General features: G+C 76.6%; 14 protein-coding genes and 1 pseudogene. 6 read left to right on the top strand and 9 right to left on the bottom strand.

The features are described 5' to 3' along the window. Positions 1 to 94: 94 nt before the first annotated feature. Positions 95 to 571, bottom strand: coding sequence for an Lrp/AsnC family transcriptional regulator (locus ACI2LW_RS31720; RefSeq protein ID WP_404734720.1), 477 nt, complete (start codon positions 569 to 571; stop codon positions 95 to 97). 322 nt (positions 572 to 893) lie between these two features. Between ACI2LW_RS31720 and ACI2LW_RS31715 the strand changes: the two genes are divergently transcribed. Together ACI2LW_RS31715 and ACI2LW_RS31710 are read left to right on the top strand one after the other, a co-directional pair. Beyond that, positions 894 to 2417, top strand: coding sequence for an FUSC family protein (locus tag ACI2LW_RS31715; RefSeq protein WP_404734713.1), 1524 nt, complete (start codon positions 894 to 896; stop codon positions 2415 to 2417). A 658-nt stretch (positions 2418 to 3075) separates the two neighbouring features. After that, positions 3076 to 4116 (top strand): lactonase family protein, encoded by a 1041-nt coding sequence (locus tag ACI2LW_RS31710; RefSeq protein WP_404734712.1) that lies wholly within the window; start codon positions 3076 to 3078, stop codon positions 4114 to 4116. Between the two features lie 191 nt (positions 4117 to 4307). Here ACI2LW_RS31710 and ACI2LW_RS31705 read toward each other — a convergent pair whose 3' ends face one another. From ACI2LW_RS31705 to ACI2LW_RS31690, 4 genes and pseudogenes are all read right to left on the bottom strand, one after another. Then, entirely contained in the window at positions 4308 to 5228 is a 921-nt protein-coding gene (locus tag ACI2LW_RS31705; protein WP_404734711.1) for a sirohydrochlorin chelatase, read from the bottom strand. A 198-nt stretch (positions 5229 to 5426) separates the two neighbouring features. Continuing rightward, positions 5427 to 6416 (bottom strand): N-acetylglucosamine kinase, encoded by a 990-nt coding sequence (locus ACI2LW_RS31700; protein ID WP_404734710.1) that lies wholly within the window; start codon positions 6414 to 6416, stop codon positions 5427 to 5429. Next, complete coding sequence (locus tag ACI2LW_RS31695; protein WP_404734709.1) at positions 6413 to 7090, bottom strand: uracil-DNA glycosylase; 678 nt, start codon at positions 7088 to 7090, stop codon at positions 6413 to 6415. The genes ACI2LW_RS31700 and ACI2LW_RS31695 overlap by 4 nt, the downstream gene beginning before the upstream one ends. A gap of 137 nt (positions 7091 to 7227) precedes the next feature. Next, positions 7228 to 8384 (bottom strand): annotated as a pseudogene (locus ACI2LW_RS31690) (WD40/YVTN/BNR-like repeat-containing protein). A 191-nt stretch (positions 8385 to 8575) separates the two neighbouring features. Between ACI2LW_RS31690 and ACI2LW_RS31685 the strand changes: the two are divergent. Further along, positions 8576 to 9211, top strand: a complete 636-nt coding sequence (locus ACI2LW_RS31685; RefSeq protein ID WP_404734708.1) for a hypothetical protein — start codon at positions 8576 to 8578, stop codon at positions 9209 to 9211. Between the two features lie 978 nt (positions 9212 to 10189). Here ACI2LW_RS31685 and ACI2LW_RS31680 read toward each other — a convergent pair. After that, entirely contained in the window at positions 10190 to 11893 is a 1704-nt protein-coding gene (locus ACI2LW_RS31680) for an acyl-CoA dehydrogenase family protein (protein ID WP_404734707.1), read from the bottom strand. A 73-nt stretch (positions 11894 to 11966) separates the two neighbouring features. On the opposite strand from ACI2LW_RS31680, the gene ACI2LW_RS31675 reads away from it, so the two are divergent. From ACI2LW_RS31675 to ACI2LW_RS31665, 3 genes are all read left to right on the top strand, one after another. Further along, positions 11967 to 12716 (top strand): PaaX family transcriptional regulator C-terminal domain-containing protein, encoded by a 750-nt coding sequence (locus ACI2LW_RS31675; protein ID WP_404734706.1) that lies wholly within the window; start codon positions 11967 to 11969, stop codon positions 12714 to 12716. Between the two features lie 301 nt (positions 12717 to 13017). Further along, positions 13018 to 13710, top strand: coding sequence for a hypothetical protein (locus ACI2LW_RS31670; protein ID WP_404734705.1), 693 nt, complete (start codon positions 13018 to 13020; stop codon positions 13708 to 13710). Between the two features lie 10 nt (positions 13711 to 13720). Continuing rightward, positions 13721 to 18040 carry a cation-translocating P-type ATPase gene (locus ACI2LW_RS31665; RefSeq protein WP_404734704.1) on the top strand — a complete coding sequence of 1440 codons (4320 nt, stop codon included), beginning with the start codon at positions 13721 to 13723 and terminating at the stop codon, positions 18038 to 18040. A gap of 145 nt (positions 18041 to 18185) precedes the next feature. Here the strand turns inward: ACI2LW_RS31665 and ACI2LW_RS31660 are convergent, their stop codons facing one another. The 3 genes from ACI2LW_RS31660 to ACI2LW_RS31650 all read right to left on the bottom strand — a co-directional run bounded on the left by ACI2LW_RS31660 (position 18186) and on the right by ACI2LW_RS31650 (position 21022). Then, positions 18186 to 18863: a DUF305 domain-containing protein gene (locus ACI2LW_RS31660; protein ID WP_404734703.1), complete on the bottom strand. Its 678-nt coding sequence runs from the start codon at positions 18861 to 18863 to the stop codon at positions 18186 to 18188. Positions 18864 to 18964: 101 nt separating this feature from the next. Next, positions 18965 to 19417 (bottom strand): DUF6153 family protein, encoded by a 453-nt coding sequence (locus tag ACI2LW_RS31655; protein ID WP_404734702.1) that lies wholly within the window; start codon positions 19415 to 19417, stop codon positions 18965 to 18967. 246 nt (positions 19418 to 19663) lie between these two features. Then, entirely contained in the window at positions 19664 to 21022 is a 1359-nt protein-coding gene (locus ACI2LW_RS31650) for an FAD-dependent oxidoreductase (protein WP_404734701.1), read from the bottom strand. Between the last annotated feature and the right edge of the window lie 48 nt (positions 21023 to 21070).

Below are 21070 nucleotides of genomic sequence, written 5' to 3'. Positions count from 1 at the left end.
CCGTCACCGTCGGGCGGCCGTCACCGTCGGGCGGCCGTGACCGTCGGACGGGCGTCACCGTCGGACGGGCGTCACCGTCGGGCGGTCCGCCGCGTCACTTCCCGGCCGTCCGGCCGATCGACTCCACCAGCGGCAGCAGCCGGTGCGCGACCCGCTCGCGCAGCGCCACCTCGGTGCGGGTGCGCACCACACCGGGCAGGCTGATCAGCTTCTGGATCACGTCCTCCAGATGGGCGTTGTCGCGTGCGACGACCCGGGTGAGGAGATCCCCGCCGCCGGTGATCGAGAACGCCTCGACGATCTCCGGCACGCCGGAGAGCGCCTCCCCGACGTCGTCGAGGTGCCCCTGGGTGACCTCGATGTGCACGAACGCCAGCACCGGGTGGCCGAGCGCGGCCGGGGAGAGGGCGGGAGCGGTGCCGGTGATCACGCCGTCCCGCTCGAGGCGGTCGAGGCGTGCCTGGAGCGTGCCGCGGGCGACGCCGAGGATCCGGGCGTACTCGCGGACGCTGGTGCGCGGCTGCTCCAGCAGCAGCCGCAGGATGCGGGTGTCGAGTTCGTCCACGGCCATCGCGGTGCGGGTCTCCTGGCGTCGTAGTAGTGACCGACTGGCTCGGCCCATCACTTCCGACGGTACCAATGGCTCAGCAAGGCCCGGCAGGAGTGGACCACGGGCGGCCGCCCAATGGCCCGGTGGCGACGCCCTTCCGGGGCCCTGAAGTGAGCCATTGGCCCAGTCGTGGCGGGCTCGCTTGAGCCATGGGCGGTGGTGATGTTCTCATGGACCGGTCGATGGCGCTGCGGATTCCCGCGGCGCCTTTTTCATGCCGGGGTTCCCGGCGGCCCGGCGTTCCGACCGGGCGTTCCAGGTCTTCCGAGGGGGGCGGTACGCGGTGCTGAAGAGGGTGTTCATGGCGCCGGACCCGGGGCGGGCGAGGCTGCGCTTCGCCACCCGCGCGGTCCTCGGCATCGGTCTCGCGGCCGCCGTCTGCGGTGTGGCCGGGCACTCCCTGCCGGGCGTCGTGACCGGTGGGCTCGCCGCGCTGCTCACCCTGTTCACCGTCGCCGACCCCACGGTCCGCGGCCAGGCCGTCACGACGGCGCTGCTGCCGGCCGTGGGGCTGCCCGTACTGGCGGTCGCGGCCGGGCTGCAGGACCACCCCGTGCCGCGGGACCTCGCCTTCCTCGCCGTGGTGGGCGCGGGCGTGTACGCGCGCCGCTGGGGACCGCGCGGGCACAGCCTCGGCGTGTTCGCGTTCATGACCTTCTTCGTGGCCCAGTTCCTGCACGCCACGCCCGGGCAGCTGCCCGAGCTGGCCGTCGCCGTCCTGCTCTCCGTGGCGACGGCGGCCGCGGTCCGGTTCGGGGTGTGGTGCTACGAGCGAGGCCGGCCCCCGGCCGCCGTACCGCCGTCGCCGGCCGGCACCGGACTGGCGCGGGTGACCACCCGGCAGGCCGTCCAGGCGACCGCCGGCGCCGGATTCGCGCTCGTGGCCGGCCAGCTGCTGTCCGGGCAGCGCTGGTACTGGGCCGTCGGCGCCACCTGGTGGGTCTTCGTGAACACCGCCTCGCGCGGCGAGACCCTGGTCCGCGGCTTCCGCCGGGTGCTCGGAACCGCCCTCGGCGCCGGACTCGGCGCCGCGGCCGTCCTCCCGTTGCACGGCGCCGCGCTGCCGACGGCCGCCCTCGCCGCCGTCGGCGTCTTCGGCATCTTCTACACGGCCGCCGTGTCCTACACCTGGATGATGCTGTGGGTCACGGTCCTGGCGGAGTCGCTCTACGGCCTGCTGGGCGTCCTGAGTCCTGGACTGCTCGCCGTGCGGCTCGGCGAGACCGCCGTGGGCGCGCTCGGGGCCTGGCTGGCCGTGCTGTTCGTCCTGCCCGTCAGCACCCACGCCGTCACCGGGGCGTGGATCCAGCGCGCCCTGCGCTGCGTCCACGCGTGCACCACCGAGGCAGCCGCGCGGCTCGCCGGCGTCGCGGACGCCGACCCGGCGCCCCTGGTCGCCGAGCTCGAACAGCTGCTCGGCCGGGTACGGATCTCCGTGGCCCCGCTCACCCACCCGCTGAACCCGATGCGCGGCCGCAGGCGCCGGGCCCGTCGGGTGCTGGCCCTGCTCGACGACTGCGCCCGCGAGATCCGCGGCCTCGTCGCCGTCGCCGCCGACCCGGAAGCCTCCCACGACGCCCGCCTGGCCGCCGCGTGCCTGCGGGTCGAGGCCGCGGTGGAGGCGCTCACCACCGGCGGCCCCGAGCAGGCCCCCACAGCGGCGGCCCCCGGGCAGGGCACCTCCGGCACCGTCCGGCCGGCGCCGGCCCCTGTGGCGCTCACCCACGTCCACGGCCTGGAGCACGCGCTGGCGGAACTCGCCGCACCACTGCGCGCCCCCTCCGGATCCCCACTCGCCGGCGCGTGACCCGGCGGGGGCGCGGCCGCGGGTACGACCCCGCCGGTCGCCGGACCCGTGCCCGACCCCGGTGGGGGCGCCGGGCACAGAGGTGGCGGATGCCTGCCTGATCCCCGGCCCGGCGGGGTGCCGGGCACGGGCGCGGCCCGTGGGGGGTGGTGAATGCCTGCGCGACGCCGGTGGGGCGGCGGATGCCTGCGAGGCCTCAGCGGGTTCTGCCGGATGCCTGCGTGACGCCGGCGGGGGGGGATGGTGGGCACGGGCGTGGCCCCGGCGCGGGTGGCGGACGTGCGCGCGCTCCCGGTGGGGTGGGCGGCGGACGCCTGCGCGACTCCGGCCGCGGCGCCTGACGGCCGGGTGAACCCGGCCGGGGCGTGACGGCTGCTGAACCCGGCCGGCGCGTGACGGCTCGTGCATCCGGCCGCGGTGCCGGACACCTGCGTACATCCCCGCCGGGGCCGCGGGACGCCCGCGTGCGTGCCTGCCGGGCCGTGGGATGCGCCCGCGTGCATGCCGGCCGTGCCGTGGGAGGCCGGCAGGAACGGGTCGGTGCGCCGGCCAGGCGTCGGCGCCCCCTCGGCCTCGGCGCGTTGGTCTAGACCTGGCTTGATCAACTGCTAGCGTCGCCCACGGCGGGCCGACGGGCCGGCGGAGAGGGGAAGCAGCGGTGGCGGACGGCGACAGGCGGCGACGGCGGGCGTTCATCGGATCGTTCACGGCGGCGGGAGGTTCCGGCATCGTCACCGCCGCGGTCGCCGGGCACGGCGGCGCGCTGACCCCGCTCGGCAGCGCCGACGGCGTGCCGGACCCCTCCTACCTGGCCCTGTCGGCGGACGGCCGCATGCTCTACGCGGTCAGCGAGACGGAGGACGGCGCCGTCGCCGCGTACCGGGTGAAGGGGGAGACGATCGAGCCCAGCGGGCCACCGGTGCGGATCGACGGCAGCGGCCCGACCCATCTGAGCCTGGCCGCGGGCCACGTCCTGACCGCGAACTACGGCTCCGGCAGCGTCAGCGCGGTTCCCGTCCGTGCCGACGGGCGTCTCGCCGGCGCCCCCTCGGACGTGCTGCGGCACACCGGCTCCGGCCCCCACGAACGCCGGCAGCGGGGTCCGCACGCCCACCAGGTCCAGCCGGACCCCAGCGGCCGGTGGATCGTGAGCGTCGACCTCGGCACCGACTCGGTGCGCGTGTGCACACTGACGGACGGGCGGCTCGCGGTGCACCGGGAGGTCGCGCTGCGTCCCGGCTCGGGACCCCGCCACCTGGCCTTCCACCCGGACGGCGACCACGCCTACGTCGTCAACGAGCTCACCCCCACCGTCACCGTCTGTCGCTGGGACGCGCGGGCCGGCACCCTCGGACCGCTGACCGAGACGCCGCTCCTGCCGGACGCCCCGGCCGGCGACGCCTACCCCTCCGGGGTGGTGGTCGCGCCCGACGGACGGTTCCTGTGGACCGCCACGCGCGGCGCGGACATGCTGTCGGTGTTCGCCGTCGAGGAGGGCGGGGAACGGCTGCGGCCGGTCGCCACCGTGCCCTGCGGCGGTCACTGGCCGCGCGCCCTCACCCTGTCCGGCGGCTTTCTGTACGTCGCGAACGAGCGCTCCGGGGACGTCACCTGGTTCGCCGTGCACCCGGGGACCGGAGTTCCCGAGTGGGCCGGCGCCGTCCAGGTGCCCGCGGCGTCCTGTGTGGTCATCGGCTGAGCGCGCACGCCGGCGCGCGGCCCGGCTCGGTGCCGCACGGGTCCGCGGATCCCCGGCAGGTTCGCGGATCCCCGGCGGGTCCGCGGATCACCGGCGGCGTGGCGGCGGCCGGTACGCCGAGGGCCCGCCCTCCGGCAGCGGGGGGGCGGGCCCACGGCGCACGGTGTGCGGCCCGGGCGGTGACGCGGGGCTCAGCGGACCGGCGCGCCCTGCGGCTGCGGCGGGGCGATGCCGAGAGACGTCGTGTACTTGGCCAGGGCCAGCTTGCCGATCGCCGGGTAGGCGCCGAGCGCCTCGGCGGCGGAGCAGCCCGCCTCCTCGGCGGCGGCCTGCAGCAGCTCCGGCTCGATCTCCGGCCCGATCAGGTACGGCGCCAGGGCCAGCTGCTGGGAACCGGACGAGCGCAGCTGCTCGGCGACGGAGGCGATCGAGCCCTCCTCGTCGAGCGCCGCGGCCATCACGGGCACGGCCAGGCGGGCGGCGAGCAGCATGCCGGTGATGCCGGCGGCCTGCACGGCCTCCTCACCGCCGACCGAGGCCAGCACGATGCCGTCCGCGGCGGTCGCCACGGTGAACAGGCGGGCGCGGTCGGCGCGGGCCAGACCCGCCTCCGACAGACGCACGTGCAGCGCCTCGGCGAGCAGCGGGTGCGGGCCGAGCACGTCGGTCAGCTCCGCGGCGACCCGGCTGTCCATGACGGCCTGGCGCAGCCGGCGCAGCAGCGCGTTGTCCGGACCGGCCAGCAGCGGCACGACGACCGCGACCGGGCCCTCCGGCTCCTTGGCCTCCACGCCCGCGGCGAGCGCCTGCTCATAGCGGGCGGTGCGCTCGTCGGCCGCGCGCGCGAGCACGGTCTGGAGGGTCGGGAACTCCTCGTCGTCCCCGTCGAGGTACCCGATCCGGGCGTCGAGGCCGGGCAGCTCGGAGCGGGCGATGCTCACGACCTCCTCGGCGAGACCGCGCGTGGCGGTCCCGGGCGTGCCCGGCACCGCGAGGACGAGCGCGGGCGCGCCCTCGGGAGCCGCCAGCGGTTCGGGTCGGCGGTGCCGCCCGGGCTGGCGGGGGCGCGGCATTCGTACAGGCAGGCCGGCGGGCCCAGTGGGGGAGCTCATGGCGCCGCATGTTACTGGTTTTCCTGGCTCCCCTGTTCGGGGAGGGTGCAGGTGAGCGGTATCCGTCCGGTTTTGTCTGATCGGTTGCGTACCGATCCGCCCCGATCGACGGACGCAATCGGAGCGGACCGGACAACTCGCCCGGCGCACGTGCCCACTTGTCCGGCCGACAGCGGACACGTCCGGACGTGGGCCGGTTCAACCCCCTTGCGGTGCCGGAACGTACAGCATCGTGTCGTCGGCCGGCAGGGCGAGCACTCCGCGCGCCAGATCGGTCGCGATCCGCACGGAGCCGTGCAGCGGATCGCCCTCCGCGGGGACCCGCCGCGCGTGCGGCAGCCGGTCGGCCAGCTCCCGCTCCAGCGGGACGAGGAGCGGATCGCCCAGCTTGAACAGGCCGCCGGTGAGGGCGAGGCGGGGCTCGCCCCCGGGCGGGCAGACGGCGGCGGCCGAGTCGGCCATGTGCCGGGCCGCCGCCCGCAGCACGCCGGCCGCCACATCGTCGCCCGGGGCGCAGGCCGCCACCTGGGGCGCGAAGGAGGCGAGCACGGCGGCACGGTCGCCACGCGGATACAGCTGTCCGGGCAGGCGCGGCATCGGCCCGAACATGTCCTCGGCGCGGGCCAGCAGCGCCACCGAACCGCCGTCCCGGCCGTCATGGGCGCGCAGCGCCGCCTCCAGCCCCGCCCGGCCGATCCACGCCCCGCTGCCGCAGTCGCCCAGCAGATGGCCCCAGCCGTCCGCGCGTCGCCACGCGACCAGATCGGTGCCGATCGCGATCAGGCCGGTGCCGGCGGCGATCACGGCGCCGGGGCGCGGTCCCAGGGCGCCGGTGTAGGCGGACACGGCGTCGGCGACCAGCGCGACCGAGCGCACCCCGAGCTCACGGGCCAGCGCTCCGGGCAGTTCGGCGCGCAGGGCGTCGCCCAGGGTGGCGAACCCCGCGGCACCCACGACGGCCGTCTCCAGCCGCCGTACCCCGGTCTCGGCCGACAACGCCCGCACCAGGGGCACCAGTTGCTCCATCAGATGGCCGGGATCGATGCCCCGGGCGCCCGTGCGCACCGGCTGCCCCGAGGCGCGCTGCGCCAGCGGCCCGCGCCCGGGCACCCCGACGACGACCCGGAGCCCCGAACCTCCCGAGTCCGCGGCGAGGAATCCCGGCGCGGCCTGCGGCCGTCCCGTCACGGCAGACGCCAGTCCACCGGCTGCCCTCCTTGCCTGATCAGCAGGTCGTTGGCGCGGCTGAACGGCCGGGAGCCGAAGAAGCCGCGGTCGGCGGACATCGGGGAGGGGTGCGCGGACTCCACCGACGGCAGGGCCCCCAGCAGCGGACGGAGGTTGCGGGCGTCGCGGCCCCACAGGATCGACACCAGCGGCTTGCCGCGCGCGGCCAGCGCCCGGATGGCCTGTTCGGTGACCTCCTCCCAGCCCTTGCCGCGGTGCGCGCCCGGTCTGCGCGGGGCCGTGGTGAGCGCCCTGTTGAGCAGCAGCACGCCCTGCCGCGACCAGGGCGTCAGGTCGCCGTTGGACGGCTGCGGCAGCCCCAGGTCGCTGTGCAGCTCCCGGAAGATGTTGATCAGGCTGCCGGGCAGCGGGCGCACCTCGGGCGCCACGGAGAACGACAGGCCCACCGCGTGCCCGGGCGTGGGGTACGGGTCCTGGCCGACGATCAGGACGCGCACCTCGTCGAAGGGTTGCTGGAAGGCGCGCAGGACGTTCGGTCCGGCCGGCAGGTAGGTGCGTCCCGCGGCGATCTCCGCGCGCAGGAAGTCGCCCATCGCGGCGATCCGTCCGGCCACGGGCTCCAGGGCCTTCGCCCAGCCCGGTTCGACGATTTCATGCAGGGGTCGTGGTGCCACGGGCGTCACCCTACTGCCGTCCGCGCCGCCGCGATCACGCGGTGGCGGAAGACGGACCGGAGACGACCGGACCGTGCCGTTCGCCGAACGCCCGCTGCCCGCGCCCGGGTTGACGACGTCCGCTGCCGTGCTCGCGCTCAATCGATCACCGCCGCCCGTACGCACAGGACGTCCGGCAGGTGCGAGGCCAGCAACTGCCAGCTGTCTCCGTCGTCCGCGGACGCGTACACCTCGCCGTTGCGGTTGCCGAAGTACACGCCCGCGGGGTCGGCGCCGTCCGTGCACAGCGCGTCGCGCAGCACCGTGCCGTAGTGGTCCTCCTGCGGCAGTCCCGCCGTGAGCGGCTCCCAGCTGCGGCCGGCGTCCGCCGTGCGGAACACCCGGCAGCGGCGGCCGGCGGGCACCCGGTCGGCGTCGGCGTTGATGGGGAACACATAGGCCGTGCCGCCGCGGTGCGGATGGGCGGCCGCGGCGAAGCCGAAGGTCGACGGCAGCCCCTCGCCGATGTCCGTCCAGTGCGCGCCCGCGTCGTCGCTGCGGTACACCCCCCAGTGGTTCTGCAGGTACAAGCGGTCCGGGTCGGCCGCGTCCTGCGCGACCTTGTGGACGCACTGGCCGAATTCCGGGTCCGGGTCGGGCAGGAACACCGCGGACACCCCGGAGTTGGAGGGCGTCCAGCTCGCGCCGCCGTCCATGGTGCGGAACACCCCGGCGGTGGAGACGGCGACCGTCACGGCCTTCGGGTCGCGCCGGTCCGTCACCACCGTGTGCAGACCCTCGCCGCCGCCGCCCGGGACCCACTTGGACCGGGTCGGGTGCTCCCACAGCGGGCGGACCAGTTCGAAGCTCTCGCCGCGGTCCTCCGAGCGGTACAGCGCGGCCGGTTCCGTGCCCGCGTACACCACGTCCGGCTCCGCCGCGGCCGGGTGCAGCTGCCACACCCGCTCCAGCGAGGCGCCGGTGTCCTTGGGGAACTTGACGGCCGGCCGGGCCGGCTCGGTCCACGTCCGGCCGAGGTCGTCGGAGTGGAAAACGGAAGGTCCCCAGTGCGAGCTGTCGCCGCCGGCCAGCAGCCGCGGGACCGGGCCGCGGGTGTCGACGGCGACCGAATACACGGCCTGGGCGTTGAAACAGGGATGGTCGTCGAACTCCCAGGCGCCGCCCCTGCGACGCCCGATGAACAGGCCCTTGCGCGTGCCCACGGCGAGCAGTACCGCGGTCATGCCGATCACCTCCGCGAGGTCGTCTTCCGGACACCTTTGTCACGGACACCGGCCAGTCTGCACCCCACCACTGACAGTCACGTCCGCCGACGCGTTCACGCAGGTCAGCGCGGCGAAGCCGGGGTGTCGCCGACTCCGCCGACGGCCCCCGCGACGGCGCCGGGCCGCCGAGGCGGCGTGAGCATCCGGCGGCCGTCCCCCGTATGGGAGGGCGGTCCGGCACGTCCGGTCGTGCGGGCGAGCGTGTGAGGAGGGGCCGTCGATGGCGTTCCGTGGTCCGAAGGCGTGGCTGTGGCGGTGGCGTCGCAATGCGCTCAAGCGCCGCGCCGACACGGTGGAGGCCTGGGTGGTGCTCGGCACCTGGGTGGTCGCCGTCCTCGCCGGAGTGCTCGCCGGATGGACGGCGACCCGGGGAGTGGAGCACGGGCTGGCCCGCGAGCGGCTCGACTGGCGGCCGACGGTCGCGCTGGTGACCGAACAGGCGCCCGGCGCGCGCCCGCCGGCCGACTCCCGGGACGACGCCGGTGGCGCCGCCTCCGCCGGCGACGGGAGCGCCCGGGGTGCGGACACCGCCCTGCGGGTGTGGGCGAAGGTGCGCTGGACGGACAGGGACGGCGTCCCGCACACCGGCCAGGCCCGGGTGCGGTCGGGCAGCCGCCCCGGCACCGCGGTCACCGTGTGGACCGACCCCGCGGGGCGGCTGGTCAGCCGTCCCGCGACGGCCGCCCAGGCCCGCACCCACGCCGTCGTGATCGGCGGGCTGGTGGGCGTCGGCGCCGCCGCCGCCCCGTTCGTCACCGGCAGGGTCCTGCGTGGCCGCCTGGAGCGCCGCCGCATGGAACAGTGGGACGCCGAATGGGCACGCTTCGGCCCGCTGTGGGGCCGCAAGACCTGGTGACACCGCGCGGGGCCGGGAGCCGCTCGCCGCACGCGCGGCACCGCGGCCACCGGCCGGGGGGAGGGCAGGCCATTGGCCGCGGCCCGACCGGTGTCGGGCCGCCGGCCGATGGACCGCCACCGGACACCGGAGGTCGGCATCCGGACATCGGACCTCCGGGCGGGCCACGGTCCTACGCGGAGGTCCGCAACCGCCGCCGGCCGGAACGCCGCCGCCGTCACCGGGCGGGTCACCCGCCCGGCACGGACACCGCGGTACGGGCACCGCGGTACGGGCACCGCGGTACGGGCACCGCGGTACGGGCACCGCGGTACGGGCACCGCGGTACGGGCACCGCGGTACGGGCACCGCGGGACGATCCCCGCGGCCCGGTCACCGGTGGCAGGCCGGGCGACCGGCCCGGCCCGGCGACGGACTCGGCCACTGAATCCCGGCGGCCACCGGAACCCGACGTGCACCGGAACCCGATGCGCACCGGAACCCGGCGACCGGCCCGAAGGCGGCTACCGGCTACGGGCCGAGGCGTCGGTTACGGCCCGAGCGCCTGGCCATGGGCCCAGCCCCCGGCTACGCGCCGGGCTGCTGGCCACGGGCCGAACTGTCGGCTGCAGGCCGAGCCGTCGCCTACCGGCCGAGGACCCGGCCAACGGCCGGGCTGCCGGCCACAGGCCGTGCCCCGGCCACGGGCCGAACTGTCGGCTCCAGGCCAAGCCGTCGGCTACCGGCCGAGCACCCGGCCAAGGGTCGGACTGCGGCCCGCGGACCGAGCCCTTGCCCGCGGACCGAGCCCTTGCCCGCGGACCGAGCCCCCGCCCACGGACCGAGCCCCCGCCCACGGAGCAAGCCCCCGCCCACGGAGCAAGCCCCCGCCCACGGACCGAGCCCCGCCCCGCCCACGCCTCAGCCCCGGCCCGGCACCGGGCCCAAGGCCGGTGCCGTACCCGGCCCCCGCCTGCCTCGCCGGCCCCGCCTCCCCGGTCACCCCAGCCCGGGGAGGGCCCGTTCGAGGATGGTGTCGAGGTCCGCGGTGTCCGGCAGGGTGCCGAAGGAGTGGCCCCAGTCGCCGCCGAGGCGGGTGGCGCAGAAGGCGTCGGCGACGGCGGACGGCGCGTGCCGTACCAGAAGCGAGGCCTGGAGGACCAGCGCCATCCGCTCCACCAGACGGCGGGCGCCCGCCGGGGACGCCTCGGCGAGCCCGTCCTTGACGCGCGCCACGGCCGCGTCCAGCCGGGCGTCGGCACCCCGGGCCAGGTCCAGTTCGGCGAAGAGCGCGTCGGCGGTGCCGGGTTCACGGCCCAGGGCGCGCAGCACGTCCAGGGCGTTGACGTTGCCCGAGCCCTCCCAGATCGACAGCAGCGGCGCCTCCCGGTAGTGCCGGGGCATGCCCGAGTCCTCCACGTAGCCGTTGCCGCCCAGGCACTCCAGGGCCTCCGCGGTGAAGGCCGGGCCCCGCTTGGTGACCCAGTACTTGCCGACGGCGGTCGCGATCCGCCGGAACGCGGTCTCCTCCCCGTGGCCGCCGCGCACCGCCCGGTCGGCCGCGCCCGCCAGCCGCAGCGTCAGTGTGGTCGCGGCCTCCGACTCCAGCGCCAGATCGGCGAGCACGTTGCGCATGAGCGGCTGGTCGGCGAGCAGTGCGCCGAAGGCACGGCGGTGCCGCACGTGGTGGCCGGCCTCCACGAGCGTCTTGCGCATGAGCGCCGCCGACATCATCACGCAGTCCAGCCGCGTGCAGTTGACCATCTCGATGATGGTCTTCACACCCCGCCCCTCGGGCCCCACCAGCCAGGCCACCGTCCCGTCGAACTCCGGCTCCGAGGAGGCGTTGGACCGGTTGCCCAGCTTGTCCTTGAGCCGCTGGATGCGGAAGGTGTTGCGGGTGCCGTCGGGCAGGACGCGCGGCACCAGGAAGCAGGAGAGGCCGCCCGGGGCCTGGGCGAGCACCAGGAAGACGTCGCACATGGGCGCCGAGGTGAACCACTTGTGCCCGCGCAGCGTGTAGACGCCCGGTTCGGCGGTCGGTGTGGCGGCCGTCGTGTTGGTCCGCACGTCCGAGCCGCCCTGCTTCTCGGTCATGCCCATGCCCGCGAGCAGCCCGCGCTTCTCGGCCGGCGTGCGCAGGCCGGGCTCGTACACCCGGCTGGTCAGCAGCGGCTCGTAGACGGCGGCGAGTTCGGGCTGGGCGCGCAGGGCGGGTACGGCGGCGTAGGTCATCGAGGTGGGGCAGCCGTGCCCGGCGTCGGTGTGCCCCCACACCAGACCGCCCGCCGTCCGGGCCACATGGGCGCCGGGACGCTCGTCCGCCCACGGCGCGCCGGCCAGGCCCTCGGCGACCGCGGCCCGCATCAGATGGTGCCAGCTCGGGTGGAACTCGACCTCGTCGATCCGGTGGCCGTACCGGTCGTGCGTGCGCAGCTCCGGCTCGTACCGGTTGGCCAGGTCGGCCCATTCCTGCACCTGCGCGCTGCCGGCGAGCGTCCCGAGCCGCCGCAGGTCCTGCTCGGCCCAGCCGGCGCCCTCCCGGTGCAGCCCCTCCAGCAGTGCCCGGTCGTCCGAGGCGTCGTAGGGGGACAGGGGCGGGGCCTGGTTACTGACGTCGTGGGTGGCGGTGGCGGTGGCGGTGGCGGTGGCGGGACCGGCGTGGCCGGCGGACTGCGGCGCGTGCTCGAGTGTGGAGGCCATGCGGGCAGTGTTGCACTTCCCCTGCGACCGTAGCAATGATGCAACAAGAGGAAGGTCCGTACAGTACGTGACCATGAACGTCTCCCAGGAGCCCGCCGCGGCCGGCCTGCGCCCGCTGTCCGCGCGGTCGGTCGTCCTCAGCCTGTTGCTGGGCACGCATCCGCCCGAGCTCCCGGTGAGGGACCTGGTGCGGGCCGTCGAGCCGTTCGGTGTCGGCGGCTCCACCCTGCGGGCCGCGCTCAGCCGCATGGTGGCGGCCGGGGACCTGCGGCGTTCGGAGGGGGTCTACGGACTCAGCGAGCGGCTGCTGGAACGGCAGCGCCGCCAGGACGTCGCCGTGCATCCGGCGACGCTCGCCTGGAACGGGGACTGGGAGATGGTCGTGGTGACGGCGACCGGCCGGGAACCCGCCGAGCGCGCCGAACTGCGCACCCGGCTGACCGCGCTCAGGCTCGCCGAACTCCGCGAGGGCGTCTGGCTGCGCCCCGCCAACCTGCGCCGCCCCTGGCCCACGGACCTCGACCCGGTGGTCCAGCGCCTCACCGCCCGGCCCCGGGAATCCGCCGCGGAGCTCGCCGCGCGCCTGTGGCCGCTCGACGCGTGGGCGGCGACGGCCCGGGCGCTGCTCGGCCATGTGGACCGCGCCGGGCGGCCGGCCGACCGCTTCACCGTCCTCGCGGCCGTGGTCCGGCATCTGCTCGCCGACCCCGTCCTGCCCGCCGCGCTGCTGCCCGACGACTGGCCCGGTCCCGCGCTGCGCGCCGCCTACACCGGTCACCGGCGGGAGCTGACCGAGGAGATGCTCGGCCGCGCGGGACGGTGACCGGACGGCCGCGCACGGCGGACAGCCGCTGGCGGCGTCCACGCCGGCGCCGGGAGGACGACGTCAACAGGCTCCCGCGGACGACATTCGGCGGCTTGGCGTTCGAAGGCGGGGCTGGGCCGCAAGCGGGTCGCAAGTGGGTCGCAAGCGGGTCGGAAAACGCCGTGGTGAACCGGGTGGCCGGCCGAGTCCGGTGGCGGGGCGGTGAAGGGTGACGTTCCCTGAGAAAGACGGGATGAGCAGCACGCACGCGGGCACCCGTCGCGCACGGGAAGCGATCCGACCGACCCTACGGAGAGCCATGGCTGAGCAGAAGTCGTCGTCGGTCCTTGCGGCGCCCCTGCACGGCGCTGCCTCGGTGCTGCGGAGGGTGCCGGGCGCCGGCATGGTCGGCAGGGCCGCCCAGGGAACGCTGGACAAGGTCGGCGCCGTGTCGCCGCGCGGGCGGCGGCTGGCGGTGTACACCGGGGCCGGGGTGCTCGGCGTCGCGGGAGTGGTGGAGTGGCCCGTCGCGCTCACCGGAGCCGCCGTGGCCTGGCTGACCCAGCCGCGGCCCGAACGGCCCGCGGACGGCGCCAGCGGACCGGACGTCGGCGAACCGGCCGCCGGGCAGACCGCCGCGCCCGCCGCCGACGCCGGCCCAGCGGCCCCGGCCCGCGACCCCGCGCAGGACCTCGGTACCGCGGCCCTGCGGTCGCCGGACACCGCCGCTACCACCGACACCACCGACACCGACACGGGCGTCCCCACCGACACCGACACAGGCGAAAGCACGACCACAGATACGAGTACGACCACAGATACGAGTACGAGCGCAGGCACGAGTACGACCACAGGTACAAGTACGAGCGCAAGCACGGATACGAGCACGGGCACGGACCCCCGCCGCACCACCGGTGCCGGCTCCGGTACGACCCGCGGCAAGGCGCAGAAGGGCCAGGCATCCGCCGGACCGCTCGGTCCCACGGCACGGCCCGACCGCACCACCCTCTGAGGCCCGTGCGATGGTGCTCGGACTGCCGGTGGCGCCCTCGGCCGCCGCCCGCCTGCTGCCGGCCGCGCCCCGGCTGCTCGCACGGGCGGCCGCGCCCGCCGCCGGGGCGGTCGCCGGCGCGGTGGCCGGAACGGCACGGGCCGGCGTGCGCGGCGCGGACGCCGCCACTCGCGTGGCGCGCGTCGCCCGCCACGCGCTGGCCGGCAGGGGGGACCACTGGCGGTCCGGGGCCCGGGCGCATCTGCGGGTGTGCGCGGCGGACGCGGAGCGGGTGCGGCGCACGGGCGGCACGCGGCACCTGGCGCGCCGTGTGGCCGCCACGCTCGCCGAGCGGCCCGACGTGCTGGTCGCGTACTGGGACGAAGGACTCGCGCGCCTGGTCGTCACCGTGGCCGAGGACGCGGTCGCCGACGAGGTCGTGGACCACGCCGCCGACCTCGCCGCCCGGCACGGGCTGGCCCTGGCGGGCGGCGACCCGGAGGAGACCACCCACCCGGCCGACCCCGCCGGGGTGCGGGCCGCCGCCGTCACGCTGGCGGCCGACGCGGTGGGCATCGGCGCGGGGCTCACCGCCTACCTGCTGCGCCTGCCGCCCTCGCCCCGCCTGGTCACCGCGGCGGTGACGCTGGCGCGGGAGAACCCCCGCTTCCGCGCCCTGGTGAGCGGCCGGATCGGCGGCTCCCGCATGGACATCCTGCTGGCCTGGGCGAACGCCGCCGTGCACGGCGCCGGCCAGACCCCCACCTCGCTGGTCCTGGACGGCGCGCTGCGCGCCTGCCAGCTGGCCGAGACGGTGGCCCGTACGGCCGCGTTCGACGCGTTCCACGACGAGCTGTGCGCCCCGGACCGGGTCAGCGTGGCCACCGACGGCTCCCCCCGCCCGCCGATGCGCATCTCGCCGGCCCAGGAGTACGCCAACCACGCGTCCGCCGGCAGCCTGGCCGGCGCGGCGGCGACGCTGCTGGTCAAGCACGACGGCGCCGAGGCCGCCGAAGCGGTGCTCGCCGGCTCGCCCAAGGCCGCCCGGTACGGGCCCGCCGTCTTCCACGCCGTCCTCAGCGCGGCGCTCGCCCGCACGGGCGCGCTGGTCCGCGACCCGGACCGGCTGCGGCAGATCGAGATGGCCGGCACCGTCGTGCTGCACCCGAGCGCGATGCGCACCGAGGACGGTGAGGCCGACCCGTGGGCCGAACCGGTCCTGGACGCGGCCCGCCGGGCCGGGCTGAGGGTCGTGGTCGTGGACCACCCGGCCCTGGAGGACTTCACCGGCCTCGCCGACGAGGTCGTCGACGCCCGGCGCCCGCTGGACGACGTGGTCCACGGGCTGCGCGGCGAGGAGGGCGCGGAGGGCGCGGTCGTCACCGTGGCCCGCATGCGCTCCGCCGACGAGCACGGCGTGCTGGCCGGCCTGCGGGCGAGCGACATCGCCGTCGCCCTCACCGACCGGGACGGCGCGGTCGTGTGGGGCGCGGACATCCTGGCCCTGCACGGCCTGCCCGACGTGTGGCGGCTGCTCACCGCCGTACCCGCCGCCCGCGCCGTCGGTCACCGGGCGCAGACGCTGGCCCGCTCCGGTGCCGCCCTCTCCGGGCTGCTGGTCGCGATCGGCGGGTCCACGGGCGGGAAGCGGCGCCCGGCCGTGCTGCCCGGGCTGCGGCACGCACCGGTCGACGCCGGCGCGGCGATCGCCCTGCTGTCCGGGGCCCGCGCCGCCCTCGCGGTCGCGGCGGCCCGCGCCCCGCACCCCCGCCCGCGCGTGCACTGGCACGAACTCGGCCTCGACGAGGCCCGGGAGCGGGTCCGGCGGGAGCCGGACGCCGCGCCGACCCCGCTCCAGCGCGCCACCGCCCAGGCCCGCAGGGCCGCCGGCGCCGTCACCCGGCATCCGGCCGTCGCTCCGGCGCGCTGGACCTACCGGCTCGGTCTGGCCGTGCGCGGCGAGCTGCACGACCCCCTCACCCCGGTGCTGGCGGTGGGCTCGGCGGCCTCGGCGATCCTCGGCTCCGTGATGGACGCCCTGCTGGTGGTCGGCGCCCTCGACCTGAACGCCCTGGTCGGCGGCGTTCAGCGGCTGCGCGCCGAGCGGGCGCTGTCAGGGCTGCTCGCGGACCAGAAGCGGAAGGCACGCGTGGCGCTGCCGCCGACCGAGGCCCCGGCGGGCGGCACCCGCACGGTCGAGGCCGGAAAGCTGCGTCCCGGGGACGTGATCGAGCTGAAGGGCGACGACGTGGTGCCCGCCGACGCCCGGCTGCTGTGGGAGGACGGCCTGGAGGTCGACGAGTCCGCGCTCACGGGCGAGTCCCTGCCGGTGCAGAAGCAGACCGACCCGACCCCGCACGCCGCCGTCGCCGACCGGCTGTGCATGGTCTTCGAGGGGACCACCGTGGTGGCGGGGGAGGCCCGCGCCGTGGTGGTGGACACCGGCGACCGCACCGAGGCCGCCCGTGCCGTGCACCTGGCCGCCCGTACGCCCCCGGCCGGCGGGGTCCAGGCCAGGCTCCAGGAACTCACCCGCGAGGCACTGCCGTTGACGCTCGCGGGCGGCGCGGCCGTGACCGGTCTGGCCCTGCTGCGCGGCACCCCGATCCGCGAGGCGGTCAGCGGCGGCGTCGCCGTCGCCGTGGCCGCCGTCCCCGAGGGGCTGCCGCTCGTGGCCACGGTGGCCCAGCTGGCGGCCGCCCGGCGGCTCAGCCGCTACGGGGTGCTGGTGCGCACCCCGCGCACGCTGGAGGCCCTCGGGCGGATGGACACCATCTGCTTCGACAAGACCGGCACCCTCACCGAGAACCGGCTGCGGCTGGTCCGGGTCTCGGACGCGGACGGGGCGGTCCGCGTCGTGGGCGAGGCGGCCTCCGCGGCCACCCTGCGCACCGCCGCCCGGGCCTGTCCGCGGACCAACGGGGGCTCGGACCGGCCCGTGCACGCCACCGACGAGGCCGTCCTCGACGCGGCCGGCCCCGACCCGGACTGGACCCAGCTCGAGATACTCGGGTTCGAAGCCGCGCGCGGCTACGCGGCCGCGGTCGGCCGCGCCGGGGACGGTCCGCGGACGCTCGTGGTCAAGGGCGCCCCCGAGACCGTCCTGCCCGCCTGCTCCGGCCTCCCCGCCCACGCCGGTGACACCGCGCACGAACTGGCCGGCGGCGGGCTGCGCGTCCTCGCGGTGGCCGAGCGCCGGCTCGCCGCGCACGAGCAGGAGGCCGACGTCCTCGAAGAGCCGTTGGGCGGCCTGGAGTTCACCGGGCTGCTGGGCCTGTCGGACGTGCCGCGCGAGACGTCCACGGCCCTGGTGCGGGGTCTGTACGACGAGGGCGTACGGCCGGTCATGCTCACCGGCGACCATCCGCAGACCGCCCGCTCGATCGCCACCGAGCTGGGCTGGCCCGAGGACACCACGGTGGTCACCGGGGACGAACTGGCCGCCGCGGACCGCTCGGCCCGGGCCGGGATGCTGCGCGACGCGGGCGTGGTGGCCCGGGTGGCGCCCGAGCAGAAGCTCCAGGTCGTCGAGGCGCTGCGGGACGCGGGCCGGGTGGTCGGCATGGTCGGCGACGGCGCCAACGACGCCGCGGCCATCCGCGCCGCCGACATCGGCGTGGGCATCAACGCCCGTGGCTCGGCGGCGGCCCGCAACGCCGCCGACATCGTGCTCACCGACGACGACCTCACCCTCCTGATCGACGCCGTCGGCGAGGGCCGCGCGCTGTGGCACAGCGTCGCCGACGCCATCGCCATCCTCATCGGCGGCAACGCGGGCGAGGTCGCCTTCGGCATCCTCGGCACGCTGCTGTCCGGCAGGGCGCCGCTGTCCACCCGGCAGATGCTGATGGTCAACCTGTTCACGGACCTGTTCCCGGCGATGGCGGTGGCGGTGACCCCGAAGGAGGACGCCGAACAGGCCAGGGCCGGTGCGCCCGAGGACGCGGCCGGCTCCGTCCTCGGCGAGCCGCTGATCCGGCAGATCCGGCACCGGGCGCTGACCACGTGCCTGGGGGCGGTCACGGCGTGGCTGATCGGCCGCTTCACACCCGGCGGCGCCCGCCGCTCCGGCACGATGGCGCTGTGCGGCGTGGTCGGCACCCAGCTCGCCCAGACCCTGCTGGACCGCCGCGACAGCCCGCTGGTCCGGCTGACGTCCCTCGGCTCCGCCCTCGCCCTCGTCGCCCTCGTCCAGACCCCGGGCGTCAGCCGCCTCTTCGGCTGCACCCCCCTCGGTCCCGTCGCCTGGGCGGGCGTGGCGGCGGCCATCGCCCTGGCCCTCGCCGGCCAGCGGGCCCTGCCCCGCCTGGAACACACGGTCACCCGTCTGCTGCCGCAGACACGGGACTGAGACCGGCGCGGGGCCGCCCGCGAAGGGGGCGAGCCCGTGGGCCGGGGCCGGGCCCGTGGCCCGGGGCCCGGGCCGGTGGGCCGGGGCGGCCGCGAGGGGCACCCGGGCCCACGGGCAGGACCGGTCGAGGACCGGGCTCTACGGGCTACTGCTCGCCGAGCAGCTTCCTCATCCGAGTGATCTCGGCCGACTGCGACTCGACGATCGACTCGGCCATCTTCCTGGCGGGGCCGTAGGACCCCCGGGTCTGCTCGGTCCGCGCCATCGCGACGGCACCCTGGTGGTGCGCGATCATCATGTCCAGGAACGCCTTGTCGAAGCGGGCACCGGCCAGGTCCTTCAGCTCCGCCATGTCGTCGTCCGACATCATGCCGGGCATCGAGGAGCCGGAGTGGTGCATGCCCGGCATGCTCCCCGCTCCGGACGCGCCGTGCTCGTCCGGAACCGTCTCGCCCCAGGCCTTCAGCCAGCCGGACATGGTGGTGATCTCCGGGTCCTGTGCCCGCTCGATCTTACCGGCCAGGTCCTTCACCCGCGCCGACTTCGCCCGGGCGGGCGCCAGAGCGGCCATCGCCACGGCCTGCCGGTGGTGAGGGATCATTCCCTGGGCGAACGACACGTCCTGCGCGTTACGGCCGCCCCGCGTCCCCGCACCGGTGGAACCGGCGGCAGCGGTGGACGACGAGGCGGCGGACGGGGAAGAGTCCGACGGCGAGTCCGCGTGGCCGCTGCCGCCGCCACAGGCGGACAGCACCGCCACGGCGGTGAAGGCGGCGGCGGCCGGTACGACGGCCCGGCGGACGAGGGATCGACGGAATGCCATGAGCAGTACAACTCCTTGGAACGCCCGCGCCCACGCGCGGGAGAAGCGGTTTCGGGCAGGCCGCGGCACGCCATCCCGTCAGGGATGCCGCGCGGGCGCCTCTAGAGCCGCAGAAGCTGCAGTTCGGCGAGGTCCGGCGGTGCCCGGCCGTCGACCGCTCCCGCGGCCGGGCGACCACCGGCGGTCGTCCCGGGCTCCGCGCGGGGCGCCGGGGTGGGCGTCAAAGGGGGCGGGGCATAAGGAGCCGGCGTACCGCCTGCCGCGCATGTCCCGCCGGCGTGGTCCATGACCGGGCCGCCGTCGCCCGGGTCCGGCGCATGCCGGCAGTCCGCCTCGGTGCCGTGGCCGGGTGCCACGAAGGGGCGCGGGGAGGGGCGCGCGAAGGGGTGCGAGGAGGATTCCGCCGGGATCGTCACGGTGTGCCGGCCCGCCGCGGGCATCCCGGCGGGTGACAGGGCGTGCATTCCCAGCACCCCCGCCAGTACGGCCAGGACCAGCCACATCGTCCGGCGCGCGGGACTCGTCGCGGAGTCGGACCGGGCGCTGGACGGCATGGGCTCATCGTACGTAACCCCACCACGCCCCGCGGGCACCGCCTCACAGAGTGCCGCACGCCACACGTGACAGCGACACGCGGCACGCCCCACACCCACGGCACAGGGTTCATGCCGGGGCCGGGGCCGGGGCCGGGGCCGGGGCCGGGGCGCCGGGGCCAGGGGTCCAGGGGGCCAGGGCTCAGGGCGTACGGCCCCCGTCGCACACCTCGGGCACTGGTGCACGGCGCACGCGCCCGCCCGCGCTCACGAGCCGGTCCGGGGGAGCGCCGTGCGGGCCGCCGTCCGCAGGGAGTCCCAGTCCGGGAGCTTGACCGCGTTGCGGCCCAGCGAGGCGCCCAGTCGCGCCTCCGCGCGTTCGATGGCCAGCCAGCCCTGCCACTCGACCGGTTCGACGCCCTCCGCGCGCAGCACGGCGACCGCGTCCCCGGACACCCGCCTGCGCGCGAGCGCGGGCGCGTCCGCCAGCAGCGACGTCACGGTCTCCTTGGCGCACGGCCGGTTGGTGCCGATCACCCCGGTGGGTCCGCGCTTGATCCAGCCGGCCACGTACTCGCCCGGCGCGACGGCGCCCTCGCGCAGCACGCGCCCCTCACGGTGCGGCACGGTGCCGGTGGCCGCGTCGAACGGCAGCCCGTCGAGCGGCACTCCGCGGTAGCCCACCGACCGCAGCACCAACTGCGCCTCGACGTCCTCGTACCGGCCCGTCCCCCGGACCCCGCCGTCCCCGTCCGGTACGGTCCGCTCGAACCGCACCGCGCCCACCCGTCCCCGCACGGCGAGCAGCTCGACGGGCCGCAGGAAGAAGCGCAGCCGGATGCGGCGGGCGGCGCCCGTGGGAGGCCCGGCCGCCCAGCCGCGCAGCACCTCCACGTTGCGGCGTTGCGCGGCGGACAGCGCCGAGAGGTCCGCGTGGGCCGGGTCCAGGGCCAGCTCCCGCGGGTCCACGACGACGTCGGTGTCCGGCAGGGCGCCCAGCTCCCGCAGCTCCTTGGTGGTGAAGCGGGCCTGGGAGGGGCCGCGGCGCCCCACCATGTGGATCTCGCCGACCCGGCTCCCGGCCAGCGCGGTCAGCACGGGCTCGGGCATGTCCGTCGGGTTCAGCTCCGCCGCGCCCCGGGCCAGCATCCGCGTGACGTCCACGGCCACGTTGCCCACGCCGATGACGACGGCGCTGCGCACGTCCCGTACGAATCCGTCGTCCACGGCGTCGGGGTGGGCGCTGTACCAGGACACGAACTCGGTCGCCGACCAGCTGCCGGGCAGTTCCTCGCCCGGGATGCCGAGCCGGCGGTCGGCGGCGGCGCCCACGCAGTACACCACCGCGTGGTACAGCTCCAGGAGCCGGGCGGCGGGCAGTCCGCCGGGGCCGCCGATCTGCACCCCGCCCAGGAACCTGACCCGCTCGTGCTCCAGCACCGCGCGCAGGTTGTTCTGCAGGGACTTGATCTTCTCGTGGTCCGGCGCCACTCCGTAGCGCACGAGCCCGTACGGGCACGGCAGCCGGTCGAGCACGTCGACGCGTACCGAGGGGTCCTGCTGGACGAGGCCCTGGGCGGTGTAGCACCCACTCGGCCCCGAGCCGACGACGGCGACACGCAGCACGGCGGAACTCCTAACCCCGGTGGTCGGAGCAGATCGCTGATGGCTCCA

The sequence above is a fragment of the Streptomyces sp. NPDC004065 genome (genome assembly GCF_044903565.1).
Lineage (GTDB): Bacteria > Actinomycetota > Actinomycetes > Streptomycetales > Streptomycetaceae > Streptomyces.
The sequence above is the reverse complement of the archived record's forward strand: the minus strand, read 5'-3'. Positions and strand labels throughout refer to the sequence as shown.